Origin of the sequence: Rhodococcus ruber (assembly GCF_016804345.1) — a bacterium.
GTDB classification, from domain to species: domain Bacteria; phylum Actinomycetota; class Actinomycetes; order Mycobacteriales; family Mycobacteriaceae; genus Rhodococcus; species Rhodococcus ruber.
On sequence record NZ_CP044211.1, the window covers coordinates 3,976,616 to 3,993,930 of the forward strand.

At 71.2% G+C, this 17,315-nt stretch carries 19 protein-coding genes and 1 riboswitch; of the genes, 11 read left to right on the forward strand and 8 right to left on the reverse strand.

What is annotated here, in order from left to right:
• Nucleotides 1-41: 41 nt before the first annotated feature.
• Genes F1734_RS18410 through F1734_RS18425 form a run of 4 tightly spaced genes read right to left on the reverse strand, consistent with a single transcriptional unit; the run spans nt 42 to nt 4,176 of the window.
• Nucleotides 42-1,076, reverse strand: coding sequence for an iron ABC transporter substrate-binding protein (locus F1734_RS18410; RefSeq protein WP_026137503.1), 1,035 nt, complete (start codon nt 1,074-1,076; stop codon nt 42-44).
• A 55-nt stretch (nt 1,077-1,131) separates the two neighbouring features.
• Nucleotides 1,132-2,286: a M20 family metallopeptidase gene (locus tag F1734_RS18415; RefSeq protein WP_010594813.1), complete on the reverse strand. Its 1,155-nt coding sequence runs from the start codon at nt 2,284-2,286 to the stop codon at nt 1,132-1,134.
• The gene (locus F1734_RS18420) at nt 2,283-3,443 is read right to left on the reverse strand and encodes a M20 family metallopeptidase (RefSeq protein WP_010594814.1); all 1,161 of its coding nucleotides are present in this window, start codon (nt 3,441-3,443) and stop codon (nt 2,283-2,285) included. The genes F1734_RS18415 and F1734_RS18420 overlap by 4 nt, the downstream gene beginning before the upstream one ends.
• Nucleotides 3,444-3,477: 34 nt before the next feature.
• A complete protein-coding gene (locus tag F1734_RS18425) occupies nt 3,478-4,176 on the reverse strand; it encodes an enoyl-CoA hydratase/isomerase family protein (RefSeq protein ID WP_010594815.1) in 699 nt (232 codons plus the stop codon).
• A 65-nt stretch (nt 4,177-4,241) separates the two neighbouring features.
• Here F1734_RS18425 and F1734_RS18430 point away from each other — a divergent pair, with 65 nt between their 5' ends.
• Both F1734_RS18430 and F1734_RS18435 read left to right on the forward strand, forming a co-directional pair.
• Nucleotides 4,242-5,054, forward strand: coding sequence for a purine-nucleoside phosphorylase (locus tag F1734_RS18430; RefSeq protein WP_010594816.1), 813 nt, complete (start codon nt 4,242-4,244; stop codon nt 5,052-5,054).
• Nucleotides 5,051-6,526, forward strand: coding sequence for a phospho-sugar mutase (locus F1734_RS18435; protein WP_203010863.1), 1,476 nt, complete (start codon nt 5,051-5,053; stop codon nt 6,524-6,526). Before F1734_RS18430 ends, F1734_RS18435 begins: the two co-directional genes overlap by 4 nt.
• Before the next feature lie 69 nt (nt 6,527-6,595).
• Here F1734_RS18435 and F1734_RS18440 read toward each other — a convergent pair whose 3' ends face one another.
• Both F1734_RS18440 and upp read right to left on the reverse strand, forming a co-directional pair.
• Entirely contained in the window at nt 6,596-7,291 is a 696-nt protein-coding gene (locus tag F1734_RS18440; RefSeq protein WP_010594818.1) for an MspA family porin, read from the reverse strand.
• Between the two features lie 367 nt (nt 7,292-7,658).
• Complete coding sequence (upp, locus tag F1734_RS18445; protein ID WP_010594819.1) at nt 7,659-8,282, reverse strand: uracil phosphoribosyltransferase; 624 nt, start codon at nt 8,280-8,282, stop codon at nt 7,659-7,661.
• A gap of 176 nt (nt 8,283-8,458) precedes the next feature.
• Between upp and F1734_RS18450 the strand changes: the two genes are divergently transcribed.
• The 4 genes from F1734_RS18450 to F1734_RS18465 are packed head-to-tail and all read left to right on the forward strand — an operon-like array spanning nt 8,459 to nt 12,057.
• Entirely contained in the window at nt 8,459-9,100 is a 642-nt protein-coding gene (locus tag F1734_RS18450) for an ABC transporter permease (protein WP_010594820.1), read from the forward strand.
• 1 nt (nt 9,101) lies between these two features.
• The gene (locus tag F1734_RS18455) at nt 9,102-10,292 is read left to right on the forward strand and encodes an ABC transporter ATP-binding protein (RefSeq protein WP_010594821.1); all 1,191 of its coding nucleotides are present in this window, start codon (nt 9,102-9,104) and stop codon (nt 10,290-10,292) included.
• Nucleotides 10,289-11,083, forward strand: a complete 795-nt coding sequence (locus F1734_RS18460; RefSeq protein WP_203010864.1) for an ABC transporter permease — start codon at nt 10,289-10,291, stop codon at nt 11,081-11,083. The genes F1734_RS18455 and F1734_RS18460 overlap by 4 nt, the downstream gene beginning before the upstream one ends.
• The gene (locus F1734_RS18465; protein ID WP_203010865.1) at nt 11,080-12,057 is read left to right on the forward strand and encodes a glycine betaine ABC transporter substrate-binding protein; all 978 of its coding nucleotides are present in this window, start codon (nt 11,080-11,082) and stop codon (nt 12,055-12,057) included. The genes F1734_RS18460 and F1734_RS18465 overlap by 4 nt, the downstream gene beginning before the upstream one ends.
• A gap of 25 nt (nt 12,058-12,082) precedes the next feature.
• On the opposite strand, the gene F1734_RS18470 is transcribed toward F1734_RS18465, so the two are convergent.
• Nucleotides 12,083-12,397, reverse strand: a complete 315-nt coding sequence (locus F1734_RS18470) for a DMT family transporter (protein ID WP_010594824.1) — start codon at nt 12,395-12,397, stop codon at nt 12,083-12,085.
• 10 nt (nt 12,398-12,407) lie between these two features.
• Nucleotides 12,408-12,474, reverse strand: a riboswitch (guanidine-III (ykkC-III) riboswitch).
• A 121-nt stretch (nt 12,475-12,595) separates the two neighbouring features.
• Between F1734_RS18470 and F1734_RS18475 the strand changes: the two genes are divergently transcribed.
• The 5 genes from F1734_RS18475 to F1734_RS18495 are packed head-to-tail and all read left to right on the forward strand — an operon-like array spanning nt 12,596 to nt 15,936.
• Nucleotides 12,596-12,934 carry a hypothetical protein gene (locus F1734_RS18475; protein ID WP_010594825.1) on the forward strand — a complete coding sequence of 113 codons (339 nt, stop codon included), beginning with the start codon at nt 12,596-12,598 and terminating at the stop codon, nt 12,932-12,934.
• A gap of 5 nt (nt 12,935-12,939) precedes the next feature.
• A complete protein-coding gene (locus tag F1734_RS18480) occupies nt 12,940-13,953 on the forward strand; it encodes a C40 family peptidase (RefSeq protein WP_040272521.1) in 1,014 nt (337 codons plus the stop codon).
• A 40-nt stretch (nt 13,954-13,993) separates the two neighbouring features.
• Nucleotides 13,994-14,326, forward strand: coding sequence for a hypothetical protein (locus tag F1734_RS18485; protein WP_010594828.1), 333 nt, complete (start codon nt 13,994-13,996; stop codon nt 14,324-14,326).
• Between the two features lie 5 nt (nt 14,327-14,331).
• Entirely contained in the window at nt 14,332-14,637 is a 306-nt protein-coding gene (locus F1734_RS18490; RefSeq protein WP_010594829.1) for a YbaB/EbfC family nucleoid-associated protein, read from the forward strand.
• A gap of 60 nt (nt 14,638-14,697) precedes the next feature.
• Complete coding sequence (locus F1734_RS18495; protein ID WP_203010867.1) at nt 14,698-15,936, forward strand: primosomal protein; 1,239 nt, start codon at nt 14,698-14,700, stop codon at nt 15,934-15,936.
• On the opposite strand, the gene F1734_RS18500 is transcribed toward F1734_RS18495, so the two are convergent.
• Nucleotides 15,869-17,257, reverse strand: a complete 1,389-nt coding sequence (locus tag F1734_RS18500; protein WP_040272515.1) for an NAD(P)/FAD-dependent oxidoreductase — start codon at nt 17,255-17,257, stop codon at nt 15,869-15,871. The two genes, F1734_RS18495 and F1734_RS18500, sit on opposite strands and share 68 nt — an antisense overlap.
• Nucleotides 17,258-17,315: the final 58 nt, after the last annotated feature.

The following is a 17,315-nucleotide window of genomic DNA, read 5'->3' on the forward strand; positions in this document are numbered from 1 at the left end:
GGGCCGGCTGCGCCGGGTGGGACGGAGCGAGGCGAGCTGGATCAGATGAATCCCAACTCCTGCAGCAACGCCTGGGTCTGCTCGAGCGAGGCGAGTTCGGCGAGTTCGATGTCGGCATTACCGATCTCGGACAGCGGACGCAGCTGATCCTTCGTCTCGACACCCTCGACGACCGGATACTCGGACGTCTCGTCGGCGAAGTAGGTCTGTGCCTCGGGCGAGAGCAGCGCGGCAACGAACTGCTCCGCCTGTTCCTTCTGGTCGGTGGTCCGCACGACGCCCGCCCCGGCGATGTTCACCAGTGCGCCCGGATCACCGGCCTGGAAGTAGTACACCTGCACGTTCAGGTTCTCGGCACCGCGCTCGTCCGCGAGTCCGTACCAGTAGTAGTGGTTGGTCAGACCGAGGGTGACCTGGCCGGCGTCGACCCCCTCCATCAGCGGGCCGTTGCCCTCGAACGCCACCGGCTCGTTGGCCTTGAAGGCCTCGAGCCAGGCGCGGGCGCCGTCCTCGCCGCGGGCGACGCGCAGCCCGGTGACGAACGCCTGGAACGACGCGTTGGTCGGGGCGAAGCCGATCTGGCCCTTCCACTTCGGGTCCAGCAGACCGTCGATGCCGGTGGGCAGGTCCTGCGGCTGCACCTTCTCGTCGTTGTAGACGAGTACGCGGGCACGTGCGGAGGTCGCCACCCAGGTGCCGTCGGCAGCGCGGTAGTCGGCGGGAACCAGGTCGGTCACCGAGGCCGGCAGCGTCTCGAGCAGCCCCGCCTGGTCGAGCAGGCCGAGGGCACCCGCGTCCTGGGTGAACACCACGTCGGCGGGCGAGGAGTCACCCTCCTCCACCAGCTTCCCGGTGATCTCCGGGGTGCTGCCGTAGACGACGTCGACCTCGAAGCCGAGCGTGCCCTCGAGCTGGTCGATCAGCGGGGCGACCAGGTTCTCGCTGCGCCCGGAGTACAGGGTGAGCGCGCCGGTGGAGTCGCCCTCGGACCCACCCGAGTCGCTGCCGCACGCGGCCAACGCGGCGGCGAGTACCCCGGCCGACACTACTGCGACGGCTCTGCGTCGAAACTGCATTCCGGACCTCCTGGCGTGAGCGACGGCTCACAGGCGATGTACAGGTTGTGCAAGCCTAACCTGATCCCAGGACCAGGTTCGTCATCACCCGTACGCCGACCGCCAGGGCGCGCTCGTCGAGGTCGAAATCGGGCTGGTGGATGTCGAGCTTCGGCCCGCTCCCCCGCCACACACCCAGCCGGGCCATCGCACCCGGAACCTGCTCGAGGTACCAGGAGAAGTCCTCCCCGCCGCCGGACTGCGGGGTGTCCGCCAGCGCGTCCGGGTCGATCGCCCGCACCGCGTCCTCGACCATCCGGGCCGACACCTCGTCGTTGACGACGGGCGGCACCCCGCGCCGGTAGTCCAGCTCGTAGCTCAGTCCCGTGGGCGCGAGCAGGCCGTGCACGATCTCCCGCACCATCGGTTCGAGCAGTTCCCACGTCTCGTGGTCGCCGGTGCGGACGGTGCCGGTCAGCATGCCGGTGCGGGGAATCGCATTCGCGGCCTTGCCCGCCGCGACCGCGCCCCACACCATCACCGTGCTCGTACGGGGGTCGATGCGCCGGCTGAGCATGCCGGGCAGCCCGGTGATCACGGTGCCGAGTCCGTACACCAGATCGCCGGTCAGGTGCGGGCGGGAGGTGTGCCCTCCCGGCGAGTCGAGAACCAGCTCGACCGTGTCGGCGGCCGAGGTGATCGCCCCGACCCGCACCCCCACCTTGCCGGCCTCGAGCCTGGGATCGCAGTGCAGCGCGAAGATCCGGGCCACGCCTTCGAGCGCGCCGGCGGCCACCACGTCGAGCGCGCCGCCGGGCATCACCTCCTCGGCGGGCTGGAAGATCAGCCGCACCCCCACCGGCAGCTCGGGCACCGAGTTCAACGCCAGCGCCGCGCCGAGGAGCACGGTCGTGTGGGCGTCGTGCCCGCAGGCGTGCGCCACACCCGGCACGGTGGAGGCGAACGGCAGGCCCGTCATCTCCTGCATGGGCAGCGCGTCCATGTCGGCGCGCAGGGCTATCCGCGGCCCGTCGGGACCGAGATCGCAGATCAGGCCCGTGCCGCGCGGCAGCACCTTCGGTTCGAGCCCGGCGGCCGCGAGCGTGCTCCCGACGAACTCGGTGGTCGCGTACTCCTGGCGGGCCAGTTCGGGATTGGCGTGGATGTGCCGGCGCCACCCCGACAGGTCGTCGGTGTGCTCGCCCAGCCACTTCTCGATGTACGGGTTCATCGGCGTGCCACGTTCTCGAGCAGCCGCGCACGTTGCGTGGGATCGGCCGCCGCCCGGGCCGCCGTCGCGGCCAGCGCGCGGGCGCCGTCGAGGACGGCGAGGTCCGCCGAGGCGGTGACGCACGCGTCGGCGAACGCCGCCTGGTGAGTCACCGCGCCACCGGAGTCGAGACCGATCACCGGGTGGATACCCGGCACCACGTTCGTCACGTTTCCCATGTCCGTGCTGCCCAGCGGGCGCGATCCTTCCTCCTCGACGGGCAGCGGCGTGCGCCCGAGACCGATGATCTCCTCACGATAAGCCCGGACCAGCCACGGGTCGGGAGTCAGTTCCGTATAGGTCGGCGACACGGTGCGGATCTCGTGCGTGCAGCCGGCGGCGAGGGCCCCGGCGGCGAAGCAGCTGCCGGCGCGCTCGGACAGGTCGGCGAGGGACTCCGCGGTCGCCGCCCGCAGGTAGTACAGCAGTTCCGTGTGCGCGGGCACGATGTTCGGGGCGGTGCCGCCGTCGCTGACGATCCCGTGGATCTGCTGACCGGGCAGCAGGTGCTGCCGCAGCAGGCCGACGGCGACCTGCGCGACGGTCGCCGCATCGGCGGCGTTGCGGCCGTACTCGGGAGCCGCGGAGGCGTGCGCCTCGCGGCCGGTGTAGCTGACCGCGATGTCCGCGAGGGCCAGCGACGTCGCCCCGGTGATGTCGAACGGACCCGGGTGCACCATCAGGGCCATGCCGACGTCGTCGAACACCCCGCGTTCGAGCATGAGCACCTTGCCGCCGCCGGTCTCCTCGGCGGGTGTGCCGATGACGCGGACGGTGACGCCGAGCGCGTCGGCGACGGCGGCCAGTCCCAGGCCCGCGCCGGCGGCGGCAGCAGCAATGATGTTGTGCCCGCACGCGTGCCCGATGCCGGGCAGCGCGTCGTATTCGGCGCAGAGGCCGACCACGAGGTCTCCGCTGCCGAACCGGGCGTCGAATGCGGTGGGCAGATCGGCGATCCCGGTGCGGACCTCGAATCCGCCGCTGCGCAGCAGGTCCACGATCTTCGCGGCGCTGCGGTGTTCGTCGAAGGCCAGTTCCGGCTCGGCATGGATCGAATGCGACAGGGCGATCAGGCCGTCCGACGCAGCCTCGATCGCCCTGTCCGCATCGCTCGTCACCCGCTCAGTCTGGCACGGGCGGAAAGCGCGCACCTCACCCGAGGCGGAAGTTCGACTCGTCCGTCTTCGTCTCGAGTGCCGCGATCAGCGGTGCATGCAGACCACGCTTGATGCCCGCCAGGTTGGCGCCGCGGGTGCCCGTCAGCGCGGCGGCCCGTTCGACGGCGGCGGCCAGCACGGCATCACCGTCGACGGCGCGATCGACGATGCCCGCCGCGAGGGCGTCGGCGCCGCCGAACCGGCGGCCGGTCGTGGTCGCCTCGACCGCGGCCTGGATCGGCAGCCGCTCGCGCAGGAGCGCGGACATGCCCACGGTGAACGGCATGTTCAGGGACACCTCGGGCAGGCACCAGAAGCCGCGATCGGACCGCATCACGCGGAAGTCGTGGGTCAGCGCGAGCATCGCACCGGCACCGAACGCGTGGCCCTGCACCGCCGCGACGGTCGCCGCGGGGAAGGTCAGGATCCGCACGTACAACTCGTGCACGGAATCGAGGTAGCCCGGAAGGTCGGGGAGGTTGCCGAAGATCCAGTCGGTGTCGAGGCCGTTGCTCCAGAACTTCCCGGTGGCCGCGGTCACGAGCGCGGCCGGGCCGTCGTGGGCGACGACCTCGTCGAGCAGCTCGTGGACGGCGGAGAGCCAGCCGGGATGGAAGCGGTTCTCGGTGTCGCCGCCGGAGCGGTCGCCGAGATGGAGGACGAAGACGTCGCCGTCGCGGTCGAGGTATGGCATGCGGAGAGGATAGCGCCACAACCTACCGACGAGTAACAACAGGCTTGGCGCTAGGGTCGACCGACATGGGAACACCCGACGCCATCGCCGACCCCCCTGCCGAGGCCGCCCGCGCCGCCGCGGCACTCGCCGAACGCACCGGCGTGCCCGAACACCCCGTCGCGGTGGTCCTCGGCTCGGGCTGGCGCGCCGCGGTGGAGCGCTTCGGCCCGGCGGTCGCCGACGTCCCGATGGGCGAACTTCCCGGGTTCGCCCCGCCCACCGCCGAAGGGCATTCGGGCACCGTGCATTCGGTGCGGGTCGGCGAGACCCCGGTGCTGCTCCTCGCCGGCCGCACCCACGCCTACGAGGGGCACGACCTGAGCCGCGTCGTGCACCCGGTGCGCACCGCCGTCGCGGCCGGCGCGCACACCGTCGTGCTCACCAACGCCGCCGGCGGCATCCGGCCCGACCACACGGTCGGTCAGCCGGTGCTGATCTCGGACCACCTCAACCTCACCGGCCGTTCGCCCCTGCGCGGCGCCCAGTTCGTCGACCTCGTCGACGCCTACTGTCCGGAGCTGCGCGCCCTCGCCCGCGAGATCGACCCCACCCTCGACGAGGGCGTGTACGCAGGACTGCCCGGCCCGCACTACGAAACCCCCGCCGAGATCCGCATGCTGCGCACGCTCGGCGCCGACCTGGTGGGCATGTCCACCGTGCACGAGACCATCGCCGCGCGTGCCGCGGGCGCGCGGGTGCTCGGCATCTCCCTGGTCACCAACGCCGCCGCGGGACTCACCGGTGAGCACCTGGACCACCACGAGGTCCTCGCGGCGGGACGGGCCGCCGCGACCCGTATGGGCGACCTGCTGCGCGAGCTGGCGGGCCGGCTGTGAGCCTGCGTTTCGGGACCGCCGGGCTGCGCGGTCCCGTCGGCGACGGACCCGGCTGCATCAACGAGGACGTGGTCGTCCGCACCACCGCGGGCCTGGCCCGATGGCTCGACGCGCGCGGGTGCGGCGGCGGCACCGTGGTCGTCGGCCGCGACGCCCGCACCGGATCCGCCGAGTTCTTCGCCGCCGCCACCGAGGTCCTCGCGGCCGCCGGTTTCGACGTCGTGGCCCTGCCGCGCCCGCTGCCGACCCCGGTGACGGCGTACGCCGTGCGGGCCCTCGATGCGGTCGCGGGCGTGCAGATCACCGCGTCCCACAACCCGGCCCCGGACAACGGTTACAAGGTCTACACCCGGGGCGGTGCACAACTGGTCGAGCCGGACGACCGCGAGATCGAGAGGGCGATCGACGCCGTCGGCGCGGCGACGTCCGTGCCGCGCACCGCCGTCGCGCCCACCGGGGACGACCTGGTGGCGCGCTATCTGGCGCGCGTCGCCTCGCTACCGCGCGGCACGGCGCGCACCCTGCGCATCGCGCTCACACCGCTGCACGGCGTCGGCGGCGAGACCGCCGTCGCGGCGCTGCACGCCGCGGGCTTCGACGACGTGCACGTGGTGGACGCCCAGTTCGCCCCCGATCCCCGCTTCCCCACCGTCGAGTTCCCCAATCCGGAGGAACCGGGGGCCGCCGATGCCGTGCTCGCACTCGCCGCCGACGTGGGCGCGGACATCGCGCTCGCCCTCGATCCCGATGCGGACCGATGCGCCGTGGGCGTCCCCACGCCCGAGGGCTGGCGGATGCTGCGCGGCGACGAGACCGGGGTGCTGCTCGGGGACCGGATTCTCGCGGGTGCCCCGCGCGGCGCGCTGGTGGCGACGACGATCGTCTCCTCGGCCCTGCTCGGCAGACTCGCCGCCGCACGGGGCGCCCGCTACGCGCAGACCCTCACGGGCTTCAAGTGGCTCGCTCGCGCGGGCGACGGACTCGTGTACGCGTACGAGGAGGCCCTCGGTCACTGCGTCGACCCGGATGCGGTGCGCGACAAGGACGGCATCGCGACGGCGGTCGTCGTCGCGGACTATGCCGCCGAATTGAAGGCTCGCCGAAGCACTCTCGTCGACGCGCTCGACGCCCTCCACCGAGAGTTCGGGCTGCACCTCGGCGATCAGGTCTCGATCCGGGTGGCCGATCTCGCCCGGATCGGGGCGATCATGAGCCGGTTGCGGTCCGCGCTGCCGGCCGAACTCGCCGGAGAGCCGGTCACGGCCACCGACCTCGCGGCGGCGAGCGGCCCGCTGCGCACGGACGCCGTGGTACTCGAGGGCGCGTCGGTGCGGGTCGTGGTCCGGCCGTCGGGCACCGAGCCGAAGCTCAAGTGCTACCTCGAGTCCGTCGCCGCGGACGGTGACCGCGACGGCGCGACCGCGCGGCTGAAGGCGTTGCGCGCGTGGGCGACCGGCCTCGGTGAGCGCTGACGCGCGACACCGGGCCGGTGACGGCCGCTTCTCGCGGTCGCCACCGGCCCGGCGGAGGAACGGCCACCCTCAGAGACGGTGTGGCACACCGTAGGTGATGACGGTGTCGTTGTTCGAGGTGACAGCCCGGGCGTACGGCCGGATCGTGACCGGGCCGAGTGCCCCCGAGACCGAGCCGTGGACTCCGGCCAGCCGGACGGTCGCCGACCGGCCGTCGAACTCCATGTCCTCGACGAACGCCACGTCGGTGATGCCGCCCGGCGAGAGATCGACCTCGATCTCCTGCGACGGGATGATCGACCCGCCGATCGTCGCGCCGGTGCTCGCGTCGAGCCCGAGGCCGAACTCGGGGGCGAGCTCGACGCCGATACCGAATTCGTTGCCGACCTCCCAGTCGAGACTGGGGGTGTTGATGTGCACGACGGCCCCGTTGAGCGCGACCGGGTAGCCGATCTGGTATCCGATGGTCAGCTTGGTGTCCTGGAACGAGTCGGCATCGGGCCCGGTGAAGTTGACCGACACCACCTCGTCGTGGAAGAACTCGAAACTGACGGGCGAGCTGTCGAGCGGCGGATAGGACTGGATCGACGTGTCGGCCTGAAGGACTTCGATGGCGTTGTTGTTGCCGAGGGGCAGCGTCCGGGCGTTGTCGACAGCGGCTCCGGCACTACCGGACCCCACCACCATGCCCAGCACGGCGGCCGCACCGAGTGCGGTGGCCCGGGCGCACTGTCGAAATCTGCTGCCGGAGAAGGTGTTGATCATCGAGCGGACCTCATTTTCGTGGGCGGTCGAGGACAGTGGACGTTCCAACCGATCACGGGGAGCGTAACCAGAGCGGGCCCGGAGAAAAGGAGAGTTGATCAACTTCCCCGAATCGAGACGGTGCCCGCCCGGTCGCTGCCGCTCGGATCGGGATCCTCGGCGCCCCACGCTCTGCACCGAAAACCTCTTCCGGGCTGGCATTTCGATGTCCATGCACCGCCCGTCGCCCGCGCGGCCGGGCACCACCGTCCAACCTCATCCGAAACTCTATTGTTATCCTGCAACAAAACAGACCATTCGGATAAAATGCGCGATACGGACGTTCGGGCGGATCGCCGATACCGCCCGAGCGGGTCCGCGTAGGGGGTCAGCGTGGGCCGAACTGCCGATCGCCGGCATCCCCGAGACCCGGAACGATGTACTTGTTCTCGTTGAGACCGTCGTCGATCGACGCGGTCACGAGCCGGACCGGGTGACCGGACTCGGACAGGGCTGCCACCCCCTCCGGAGCCGCGACCACGCACACCGCCGTGACATCGGTCGCGCCGCGCGCGACGAGCAGGTCGATCGTGTGCACCATCGAACCTCCCGTGGCGAGCATCGGATCGAGCACGTACACCGGCAGCCCGGACAGGTCGTCGGGAAGCGACTCGAGGTACGGCACGGGCTCGAACGTCTTCTCGTCGCGGGCCAGTCCGACGAAGCCCACCCGCGCCTGCGGGATGAGCGCATGGGCCTGCTCCACCATCCCGAGGCCCGCACGCAGCACCGGCACCAGCAGCGGTGGCTGCCGAAGGCGCACACCGACCGTCGTCGCCACCGGCGTGCGCACCTCGAACTGCTCGACCGGGGCGTCCCGGATCGCCTCGTACACCAGCATCTGGGTCAGCCGGCGCAGCGCGTAGCGGAAGGCTGCGTTGTCGCTGCGCTCGTCGCGCAGCGTGGTCAGGAGGGCAGCGGCGAGCGGGTGGTCGACGACGAGCGAATCCATGCCGGAAGGATAGAACGCCGTCGCTCGCCCGCCGTCGCCGACTGCTTCCCGGCACAGCCCACCGGCGCAGCCCGCCCGCACGGTCCGCCGCAGTCCCGTTTTCCGGACTCGCCCCGACCGCGGGGCACGTGTGCCATCGTGACAGTCGGGCCTGCGGACGGACGGGACGGGTGGGCATGTGGGACTACATCGACGAGCGCAAGGCGCAGATCGCCTTCAGCGCGTACCAGCATGTGAGCCTCGTCGTGCAGGCCGTGCTTCTCGCCACCGTCGTCGCCGTCGTGCTCGCGGTGGTCGTCACCCGGATCCCCCGGCTCGAACCGGTGGCCAACACCCTCAGTGCCGTCGGCCTGACCGTCCCGTCCTTCGCGCTGCTCGGCATCCTCGTCCCGCTCGTCGGGATCGGGGTGGCACCGGCATTCCTCGCGGTCGCCTTCTACGCGACCCTGCCGGTGCTGCGCAACGCGGTGGTCGGGTTGCGTGGCGTCGACGGCACCCTCGTCGAATCCGCACGCGGAATCGGCATGGGCGAGATCGGCACGCTCACCCGCGTCCGGCTCCCGCTGGCCTGGCCCGTCATCCTCGCCGGGGTGCGGGTCTCGACGCAGATGTCCATGGGCATCGCCGCGATCGCCGCCTACGTGCTCGGCCCCGGTCTCGGCTCGTTCATCTTCACGGGCCTGTCGCAGATCGGCGGCGCGAACGCACTGAACTCGGCCCTGGTCGGCACGATCGGAGTGGTCGTCCTCGCGCTGGCGCTCGACGCGCTGCTCCTCGCGCTCGGCAAGGTCACCGTCTCGAAGGGAATCCGTGCCTGACATGAACACGCCGCCGCCGTCCGCAGCGCAGATCAGCGGCACCGACATCGACCTGATCGACGTGGTCAAGACGTTCCCCGGGCAGGCGCGCCCGGCAGTCGACGGTCTGAGCCTGCACATCCCCGCGGGCGAGATCGTGATGTTCGTGGGCCCGTCGGGCTGCGGCAAGACCACGTCGCTGAAGATGATCAACCGTCTCGTCGAACCCACGTCCGGAACCATCCGGATCGGCGGCGACGACATCCGGTCCGCGGACGTCGACGACCTGCGGCGGCGGATCGGGTACGTGATCCAGGGCGGCAGCCTCTTTCCGCACATGACGGTCGCGCAGAACATTTCGATCGTGCCCCGGTTGCTGGGCTGGGACCGGCGGCGAACCGCGGACCGCGTCACCGAACTGCTCGAACTGGTCAACCTCGACCCGGACCGGTACCGGGACCGCTACCCGCGGGAACTGTCCGGCGGGCAGCAGCAGCGGGTCGGCGTCGCCCGGGGCCTCGCCGCCGACCCGCCCGTCGTGCTGATGGACGAGCCGTTCGGCGCGGTGGACCCGATCACCCGGCTCCGGTTGCAGGACGAGCTGCTGCGCATCCACGACGATCTGCGGAAGACGATCGTGTGCGTCACCCACGACATCGACGAGGCCGTCAAACTGGGCAGCCGGATCCTGATCATGCAGGAGGGCGGGCACGTCGCACAGTACGACACCCCCGAGACGATACTGTCGGCACCCGCGAGCCCGTTCGTGGAGAAATTCGTCGGTGCCGGTTCCACACTCAAACAGCTCTCGCTCAGCCGCGTCGCGGAGGTCGAACTGGCCGAACCCACCACCGCGGAAGTCGGCAGCTCCGCCGAGGAGGCCGTCGCACGCGCCAGGGCACGCGGGGACGACACCGTCGTCGTCCTCGACCGGCGCCGTCGTCCCGTGGCCTGGCTGTGGGTGCGCGAACTGCAGGGTTCGGGCACCGTCCCGGACGGCGACCCCGACGACCTGGTCACCCTCGACCGGCACGCCACCCTCAACGACGCACTGGACACGATGCTCGCCTCCGCTCACGGGGCCGCGATCGTGACGGGACGGCACGGCGAATTCCAGGGATTGATCAACTTCGAATCGGTGACCGGACGGATCCGCGGCGGTGAGTCGCAGTCCGCGGCCGCAGGCCCCGGTGAGACGGGACAGCACACATGAGCATCGACACCGAACCGGCGTCCTCCCGGGCCGGAACCCGTCCAGGTCCTCCCCCGCGCCGGCGCGGCGGTATCGCGATGCTGTTCGTCCTGCCACTCGTCGTCGCCGTGGTGTTCGCCGCCTGGGCGCTGTGGCGCGCGAACGCGGACCTCGACTCGATCGAGGCCCGCCAGCTCGAATGGGCCACCATCTCGACCCTCCTCCGCGAACACGTCGAACTCACGGTGGTCTCGGCGATCCTCGTCGTGGTGATCGCCGTCCCGCTCGGGATCGTCCTCACCCGGCCCGCGTCGCGCGCCCTCGCGCCCGTCGCGGTGGGTGTCGCCAACGCCGGGCAGGCGGCACCGGCCATCGGACTGCTCGTGCTGCTGGCCATCTGGCTGGGATTCGGATTCGGCACCGCCGTCGTCGCCCTGACCCTGTATGCCGTGCTGCCCGTCCTGCGGAACACGATCACCGGCATCGAAGGCGTCGATCCGACCCTCGTCGAGGCCGGGCGCGGCCTCGGCATGTCCGGGCTCGGCGTGTTGCTCCGGGTCGAGCTGCCCCTCGCCCTGCCGGTGATCATGACCGGCGTCCGCACCGCGCTCGTTCTGCTGGTCGGCACCGCCACCCTCGCCACCTTCATCAACGCCGGCGGCCTCGGGTCCCTCATCGTCACCGGCATCACCCTCTTCCGCTATCCCGTCCTCGTCAGCGGTGCGCTGCTGGTGGCGCTGCTCGCTCTTCTGGTCGACTGGGCGGGGCGCATGCTCGAGTTCACGGTCCGGCCGAAGGGGCTCCGCGCGTGACCGCGCGCCTGCTGTCCCGGCTCGCCGGAGCGCTCCTCGCGGCGTCGACGCTGGCCGCGTGCGGGTTGGGAACCGCCGGCGGGTTCGTCCCCACCGGCGAACTCGCGGGCCCGCTGCAGTCCGTCGAGCCGCTCGACGGTGCGAGCATCTCGGTGGGATCGAAGAACTTCTCCGAGGGCATCCTCCTGGGGAAGATGGCGGTGATCCTCCTGCGCTCGGCGGGCGCGGACGTCACGGATCTGACCAACATCCCCGGCAGTGCCAGTTCCCGCCAGGCACAGCTCGAGGGACAGGTCGATCTGCAGTGGGAGTACACCGGCACGGCCTGGATCGCCTACCTCGGACACGAGGAAGCGATTCCCGACGAGCGCGAGCAGTACGAGGCCGTGCGCGACGAGGACCTGCGCGAGAACGGTCTGGTGTGGCTGCCGCCCGCCCCCATGAACAACACCTACGGTTTCGCGGCCACCAGCGCCGACGCCCAGCGCCTCGGCGTGGCGTCGCTCTCCGACATCGCGAACATCCCGGTCGCCGAACGCACCTTCTGCGTCGAATCCGAGTTCGCCAACCGCAACGACGGCCTGCAGCCGATGCTCGACACCTACGGCATTCCGCTCGGATCCGGTGTCCCACGCGAGAACATCAGGACGCTCGACACCGGCGCCATCTACGAGGCGACGGCACGCGGCGACTGCAACTTCGGCGAGGTGTTCACCACGGACGGCCGGATCGAGGCCCTCGATCTGACCGTGCTCGAGGACGACCGGAAGTTCTTCCCCATCTACAACGTGGCGGTCGTCGTCCGCGAGGAGACCCTCACCGAGAACCCGCAGATCGCGGAGCTGTTCGCCCCCGTCTCCCGGAAGCTGACCGACGAGACTCTCATCGAACTGAACGGACGGATCGACGTCGACGGCCAGGAGCCGGCCGAGGTCGCCTACGACTGGCTCGTGCAGGAAGGCTTCGTCGAGTAGGACAGCGGCGGCCCCCACGACCGTGTCAGTGGACGAACTTCAGTCCCACCACGCCGCCGACGATCATGGTCAGGAACAGGATCTTCCATGCCGAGACCGATTCGTTCCCGGTCGCCATCGCGTAGACCACGGTGAGCACCCCGCCGATCCCCACCCACACGGCGTAGGACGTTCCCACCGGCAATCGACGCATCGCATAGGCCAGTCCCGCCATGCTCGCGGTCAGCGCCGTGACGAACACGACCGTCGGAACCAGACGGGTGAAGCCTCGGGATCTGTCCAATGCCGTGGCCCACACCGCTTCCAGCACCCCGGACACCACCAGCACCAACCACGACATCACAGGCTCCCTCGGGCCGTCTTGTCGCACACCGGGTACGGCGCCCCTCGTCCGGGAACCCGGGTTCCGGGCTCGCTTCCAAGGTCCCACAACCCGTGGCGGGGAACAAATCCGGCTCGTCGACGCGGAACCGGGGCACCACCCGCTGCGTCCAACCGGTCGAAGGACGATCCGTTTCACCGAGGGGGAGCAGCCCGAATGGACGCAGGCACCGGCAACCACGACGTGGTACGTGCCCGACCCGAGACGATCGCGGCGTTCGGACGCACCGCTACGGCCATGGCCGAGCGGCTCCACGAAGCCGCCGGCGAGGCACACGCGGTGGATCCGGCGCCACTCACGACGGCATTCGGTCCGGTCGGCGCCGCGTTCCTCGCCGCGTTCGCGGCCACCCACCGCGCCCACGAGACGGAACTGACCCGGCTCGGCGGCACCTTCGCGGCAATGGGTGCGGTCGCCGGTGCCACCGCGGCCGCCTACGAGCACGCCGTCACCGCCCAGTCGGCACTGCTGAAGGCCGCCGGAGCGCCGCGGTGACCGGCATGCCGGAGGTGGATCTGCTCACCGCTCCCCTGGCCGAGCTGCTGTCGGCGTTCGGCACCGGCGCCGTCGCCACCGATCCGGCCGCGGCACTGCGCTCCTGCACGGAACTGGTCGAGGGCGTACACACGGTGGGCCGGGCCGCGCTGGGCGAGCTCGCGTGGGACTGGGCGGGCGCTGCCGCCGAGACCGCCGTCCGCAGCGGCGAACGGGCCCTGGCCGACCTCGTCGCCGCCGCCGACCGCGGGACGGCCATCGCCGACGTCGCGGTGGACGCGACGACGACCGTCGTGACCGGCGCCGCCGAGATCGCCCGGCTGATCGACTCGTTCACGACGCTGGCCGAGCGCTCCGCTCCCCTTGCCGCCCTCCCGCAGGCACAGATGATGCTGCTGGTGGCGGCCGTCGAGCACATCGCAGCGGGACTCGACGTCCTGGCCCGGGTCACCTCGGCGCTGGCGGAGCACACGGCACGGATGGCAGAGCTGATGCCGTCGGATCCTGCCTCGGCCGCACCGCCGGGCCAGGATCCGGCCGTGTCGCCGGGCCAGGATCCGGCCGTGTCGCCGGGCCAGGGTCCGGCCGCGTCGCAGTCCGGCGAGCCGCGGGCCTTCGGCGGCCCCGGAACCGAGGTGCGGCTACCGGACGGCAGCGTGGCCGTCGCACCGAATCGGGCGGCGGCCGATGCGGTGCGTCACGCGCTCTCCCAGCAGGGCACGCCCTACGTGTGGGGTGGGACCGTGCCGGGGCAGGGCCTCGACTGCAGCGGACTGACCCAGTGGGCGTACGGACAGGCCGGAGTACAGATTCCGCGCCTGGCCCAGGATCAGGACGTGGGAACCGCAGTCGATGCGAGCGCGGTGCAACCCGGCGATCTCGCGGTGTGGGACGGGCACGTCGCGATGATCGTCGGAAACGGCCTCATGGTCGAGGCGGGTGACCCGGTGCAAGTGTCGCCGATCCGGACCACGAACAGCGGGATGGGATTCCAGGGATTCTTCCGGCCCACCGGGTGACACGGGAACCGATCGGTGCGGGTGCGCGTCCAAGTCCGGTATGGACACCCCGGAGACGACCATCACGACGGCGACCGCCCGGAACCGGGCCGGCACCATCTCGGTGCGCACCACCGAACAGGGCCTGCCCGTCGACCTTCACATCGATCAGAGCGAACTACGCTACGGCACAGCACAACTGGCCGAGCAGATCGTGTCGCTGTGCCGACTCACGACACTCGAGGCCGCCGCGCGGCACCGAGAGGAACTGGCGGACGGAGGCATGCCGGAAGGACTGCTGAACCGGCTGGGCCTGACCACCCACGATGCCGTGCAGCGGGCGCGCCGCGACGACGGGCACGCGGCCGGAACTCGTGCGGCGCTCCGGTGGTGAGCGCGATGTCGGCGAGCGACCAGCGCGTGACGGAGATCGTGGAGAGTGTGCGCACGAGGCTCGGGGCCCTGCAGGACTGCGTGGCCGCGCTCGGCGTGGTCTCGGGCACTGCGACGAGTCCGGACGGTCTCGTGCGGGCCGAGGTGGACGGCAACGGCGCCCTGACCGGACTGTGGCTCGCCGAGACGTTGCGCGGGCACCGCACCCGGGACGTGGCGGCATCGATCCTGGCCACGGCGCACGAGGCCGCACGGGTCGCCGCCGCCGAACGGGCCCGTCTGCTCGGGGATCTCCGTGGCGCGCTCGGGTGACGGCTGTCTCACCGCCGCTCCGCTATGTCTTCGGCCCGGAGGTGGCTAGGCTTGGCGACCATGGCTGGAGACATCGTCCCGATCGAGCTCGGTCTCACCGACGGCGACGTCGCGACCCTCTGGGCGCCGCGGTGGCGCGAGGGCGACGACGAATGGGAGGCGTTCCTGGGCCACGGTGACGATCTGTATGCGTTCGGCGCGGTGGCCGAGCTCGTTGCGTTCGTCCGCTCCGGCGCCGACAACGACCTCGTCGAGCATCCGGCCTGGCCGGTCGTGTCGAAACTCGCGGCGGAGGAGTTCGAGCCGGACGAGAGCCATTCGTACGACCTGATCGGCGTGCCGGAACTCGTGGCGGACGACGCGGATCCGGAGTCCGTCGCCGAACTGCAGAACACGTTCGACATCGCGTCCGTCCTCGGCGACGTGTGCGAACTCGAGCCGGTGACGAAGTTCTTCGAGCGCGCCGAGATCGAGGCGCTGCTGAGCCACGGAGTCGCGGCGTTCGAGGGCCGCGAGGGCGTGGAACTGTGGAATCGGGTCGGCGCGGCCGTCGCCGAGGACTGGGACGCGGTGCTCGACGCGATCGACGGCGTCGTGAAGTCGCCCGAGGTGGACCCCGAACTCGTCGCCGAAGCCGAGGCGGAACTCGTCGCGGCCGAGGAGAACGTCGTCGAGGCCGAGGACGCGGCCGAGGAGGCGGAGGACGAGGAGTACGAGTTCGTCGACGGGGACGAGGACGAGGACGAGGAGACGAGCTTCTGGACCGCGGTCGGGATCGACCCGGTCAAGATCATCGCCTCCGACGGCACGTGGTTCACCCTGCGCTGCTACGTCGACGACGATGCGTTGTTCCTCGGCCGGGACGGGACGATCCTGGTGTTCCCCACCGAGCGGGCGCTGGCGCGCTATCTCGCCGACCACCACGACCACGACCTGGCGGCGCTGAGCACCTACGACGACATCCGGCACGCGGCGACGGACGGTTCCCTCGAGATCGACGTGACGGACGAGAACGTGTACGTGCTGCCCGGGATCGCGGACGACATCGAGCACGGCACCGAGGCGGTGGACGCCGATCAGCTGGATCTGGCGGTCGAGCTGTTCACCGACGCCGCGAACTACGCCGAGGACGACAGCACCGACGCCACGCTGGCCGGCTCCACCGAGCTGGGCTGGTTCGTCAACTACGTGCTCGAACCGGATCCGACACGGCTCGCGCCCAGCGCGCCGTTCACCGCGGAGGCAGAGGCGTGGCGGGCTCTCGAGCGGGAGTTCGAGGCCCGGCTGCACAAGCACTGATCGATCGCCGGAGCACCCGGCGCAGTATCGGCGGGGCGACCAGCCTCCCCGGCGGGTCCACCATCGCCGCGACCCGGAAGAATGCGCGGACCACCTCGGCATCCTGCACGGCAGCGGCGTGGACGAGCGGCAGATAGCGGTTGGCCACGCGCACTTTCGCGCCGCGCCGGCCCTGGACCTCCGGCCAGGCTAGGTCACCGCCGGTCGCCATGTCCCAGGGCACGGCGACGACCTTCGCCACGTCCCGGAACCACCGGTGCGGGTCCGGTTCCCGGCCGCGGGCAAGGTGTTCGGCGAGGAGCACGGCTTCGAACGCCGCGACGCTCATGCCCTGCGCGTAGATCGGGTCGAAGCTGCACACCGCGTCGCCGATCACCAGCAGCCCCTGCGGCAGCCGCCGGCACCGTTCGTATCGCAAGCGCCGGCTCGCCGGAAAGTGGTACGACCGGGGTGCGTCGAGCGGCTCGGCGTCCCGGATCGCGTCGTACACGTCCGGCCACGGCAAGGACCGCACGAAGTCCACCCAGCCCTCCGGTGAGGCCGGGGGCCGGTGACCGAGCATGCCGACCGCCGTCACGAGACAGCGACCGTTCTCGATCGTCTGGAGGGCGGCGCCGCGCGGGTCCGGCGGGGACGGCGCGAGCAGAATACCCAGGTCGCCGCCCATGCGTGCCGGATCGGCAGGGTAGGTACGGGTGACGTACGTGAGATCGACGCGGACCTCCTCCCGCTCGGGTGGGGGGTATCCGAGCTGCTCGAGCCACGCCGGGGTTCGCGAACCACGCCCGGTGGCGTCGACGACGAGATCGGCGTCGAGCACTTCCTCGACGCTGCCGTCCGCCCGGCGGAGCACGCGCACGCCGGTGACCCGTCGACCGTCACCGCTCACCATCGCCCCCAGCGCGTCGCACCGGTCGACGATCCGCACTCCGGGCAGTGCGGCGACGCGGGACCGGATCCGATGTTCGAGATTCGGCCGGCTCGCGCTCACCGCCGTCAGGCCGCTCTCCGTCTGCCGGAGGCGGTGGCCGCCGAGATACCAGCGCACGTCGCCGCACTGGTCCACCAGCGGCGCCCCGTCTGCGACGAGCTCCGCGGTGAGGCCGGGCAGCAGATTCTCGATGGCGCGCATCCCGCCGGCCACCAGCACATGGATGTGCCGTCCCTGCGGTACACAGCGCCGCGCCGCGGCACCGTCCGGCAGCCGGTCGTGATCGATCACCACCACATCCGAGTACGCATCCGACAACACCCGTGCGGCAAGCAAACCGGCCGTTCCCGCTCCGAGCACCACGGCACGATCACCGATTCGTGTCACCATTTCCGGCACCTCCTCGTTCGAGTGCGAGAAGCATGCGGCCGGATTGTGCTCGGTCACC

Excerpts from the sequence above, each read along its gene's own strand:
- F1734_RS18410 (WP_026137503.1), bottom strand. The coding sequence starts at position 1,076 with ATGCAGTTTCGACGCAGAGCCGTCGCAGTAGTGTCGGCCGGGGTACTC.
- F1734_RS18415 (WP_010594813.1), bottom strand. The coding sequence starts at position 2,286 with ATGAACCCGTACATCGAGAAGTGGCTGGGCGAGCACACCGACGACCTG.
- F1734_RS18425 (WP_010594815.1), bottom strand. The coding sequence starts at position 4,176 with ATGCCATACCTCGACCGCGACGGCGACGTCTTCGTCCTCCATCTCGGC.
- F1734_RS18430 (WP_010594816.1), top strand. The coding sequence starts at position 4,242 with ATGGGAACACCCGACGCCATCGCCGACCCCCCTGCCGAGGCCGCCCGC.
- F1734_RS18440 (WP_010594818.1), bottom strand. The coding sequence starts at position 7,291 with ATGATCAACACCTTCTCCGGCAGCAGATTTCGACAGTGCGCCCGGGCC.
- upp (WP_010594819.1), bottom strand. The coding sequence starts at position 8,282 with ATGGATTCGCTCGTCGTCGACCACCCGCTCGCCGCTGCCCTCCTGACC.
- F1734_RS18450 (WP_010594820.1), top strand. The coding sequence starts at position 8,459 with ATGTGGGACTACATCGACGAGCGCAAGGCGCAGATCGCCTTCAGCGCG.
- F1734_RS18455 (WP_010594821.1), top strand. The coding sequence starts at position 9,102 with ATGAACACGCCGCCGCCGTCCGCAGCGCAGATCAGCGGCACCGACATC.
- F1734_RS18460 (WP_203010864.1), top strand. The coding sequence starts at position 10,289 with ATGAGCATCGACACCGAACCGGCGTCCTCCCGGGCCGGAACCCGTCCA.
- F1734_RS18470 (WP_010594824.1), bottom strand. The coding sequence starts at position 12,397 with ATGTCGTGGTTGGTGCTGGTGGTGTCCGGGGTGCTGGAAGCGGTGTGG.
- F1734_RS18475 (WP_010594825.1), top strand. The coding sequence starts at position 12,596 with ATGGACGCAGGCACCGGCAACCACGACGTGGTACGTGCCCGACCCGAG.
- F1734_RS18480 (WP_040272521.1), top strand. The coding sequence starts at position 12,940 with ATGCCGGAGGTGGATCTGCTCACCGCTCCCCTGGCCGAGCTGCTGTCG.
- F1734_RS18485 (WP_010594828.1), top strand. The coding sequence starts at position 13,994 with ATGGACACCCCGGAGACGACCATCACGACGGCGACCGCCCGGAACCGG.
- F1734_RS18490 (WP_010594829.1), top strand. The coding sequence starts at position 14,332 with ATGTCGGCGAGCGACCAGCGCGTGACGGAGATCGTGGAGAGTGTGCGC.
- F1734_RS18495 (WP_203010867.1), top strand. The coding sequence starts at position 14,698 with ATGGCTGGAGACATCGTCCCGATCGAGCTCGGTCTCACCGACGGCGAC.
- F1734_RS18500 (WP_040272515.1), bottom strand. The coding sequence starts at position 17,257 with ATGGTGACACGAATCGGTGATCGTGCCGTGGTGCTCGGAGCGGGAACG.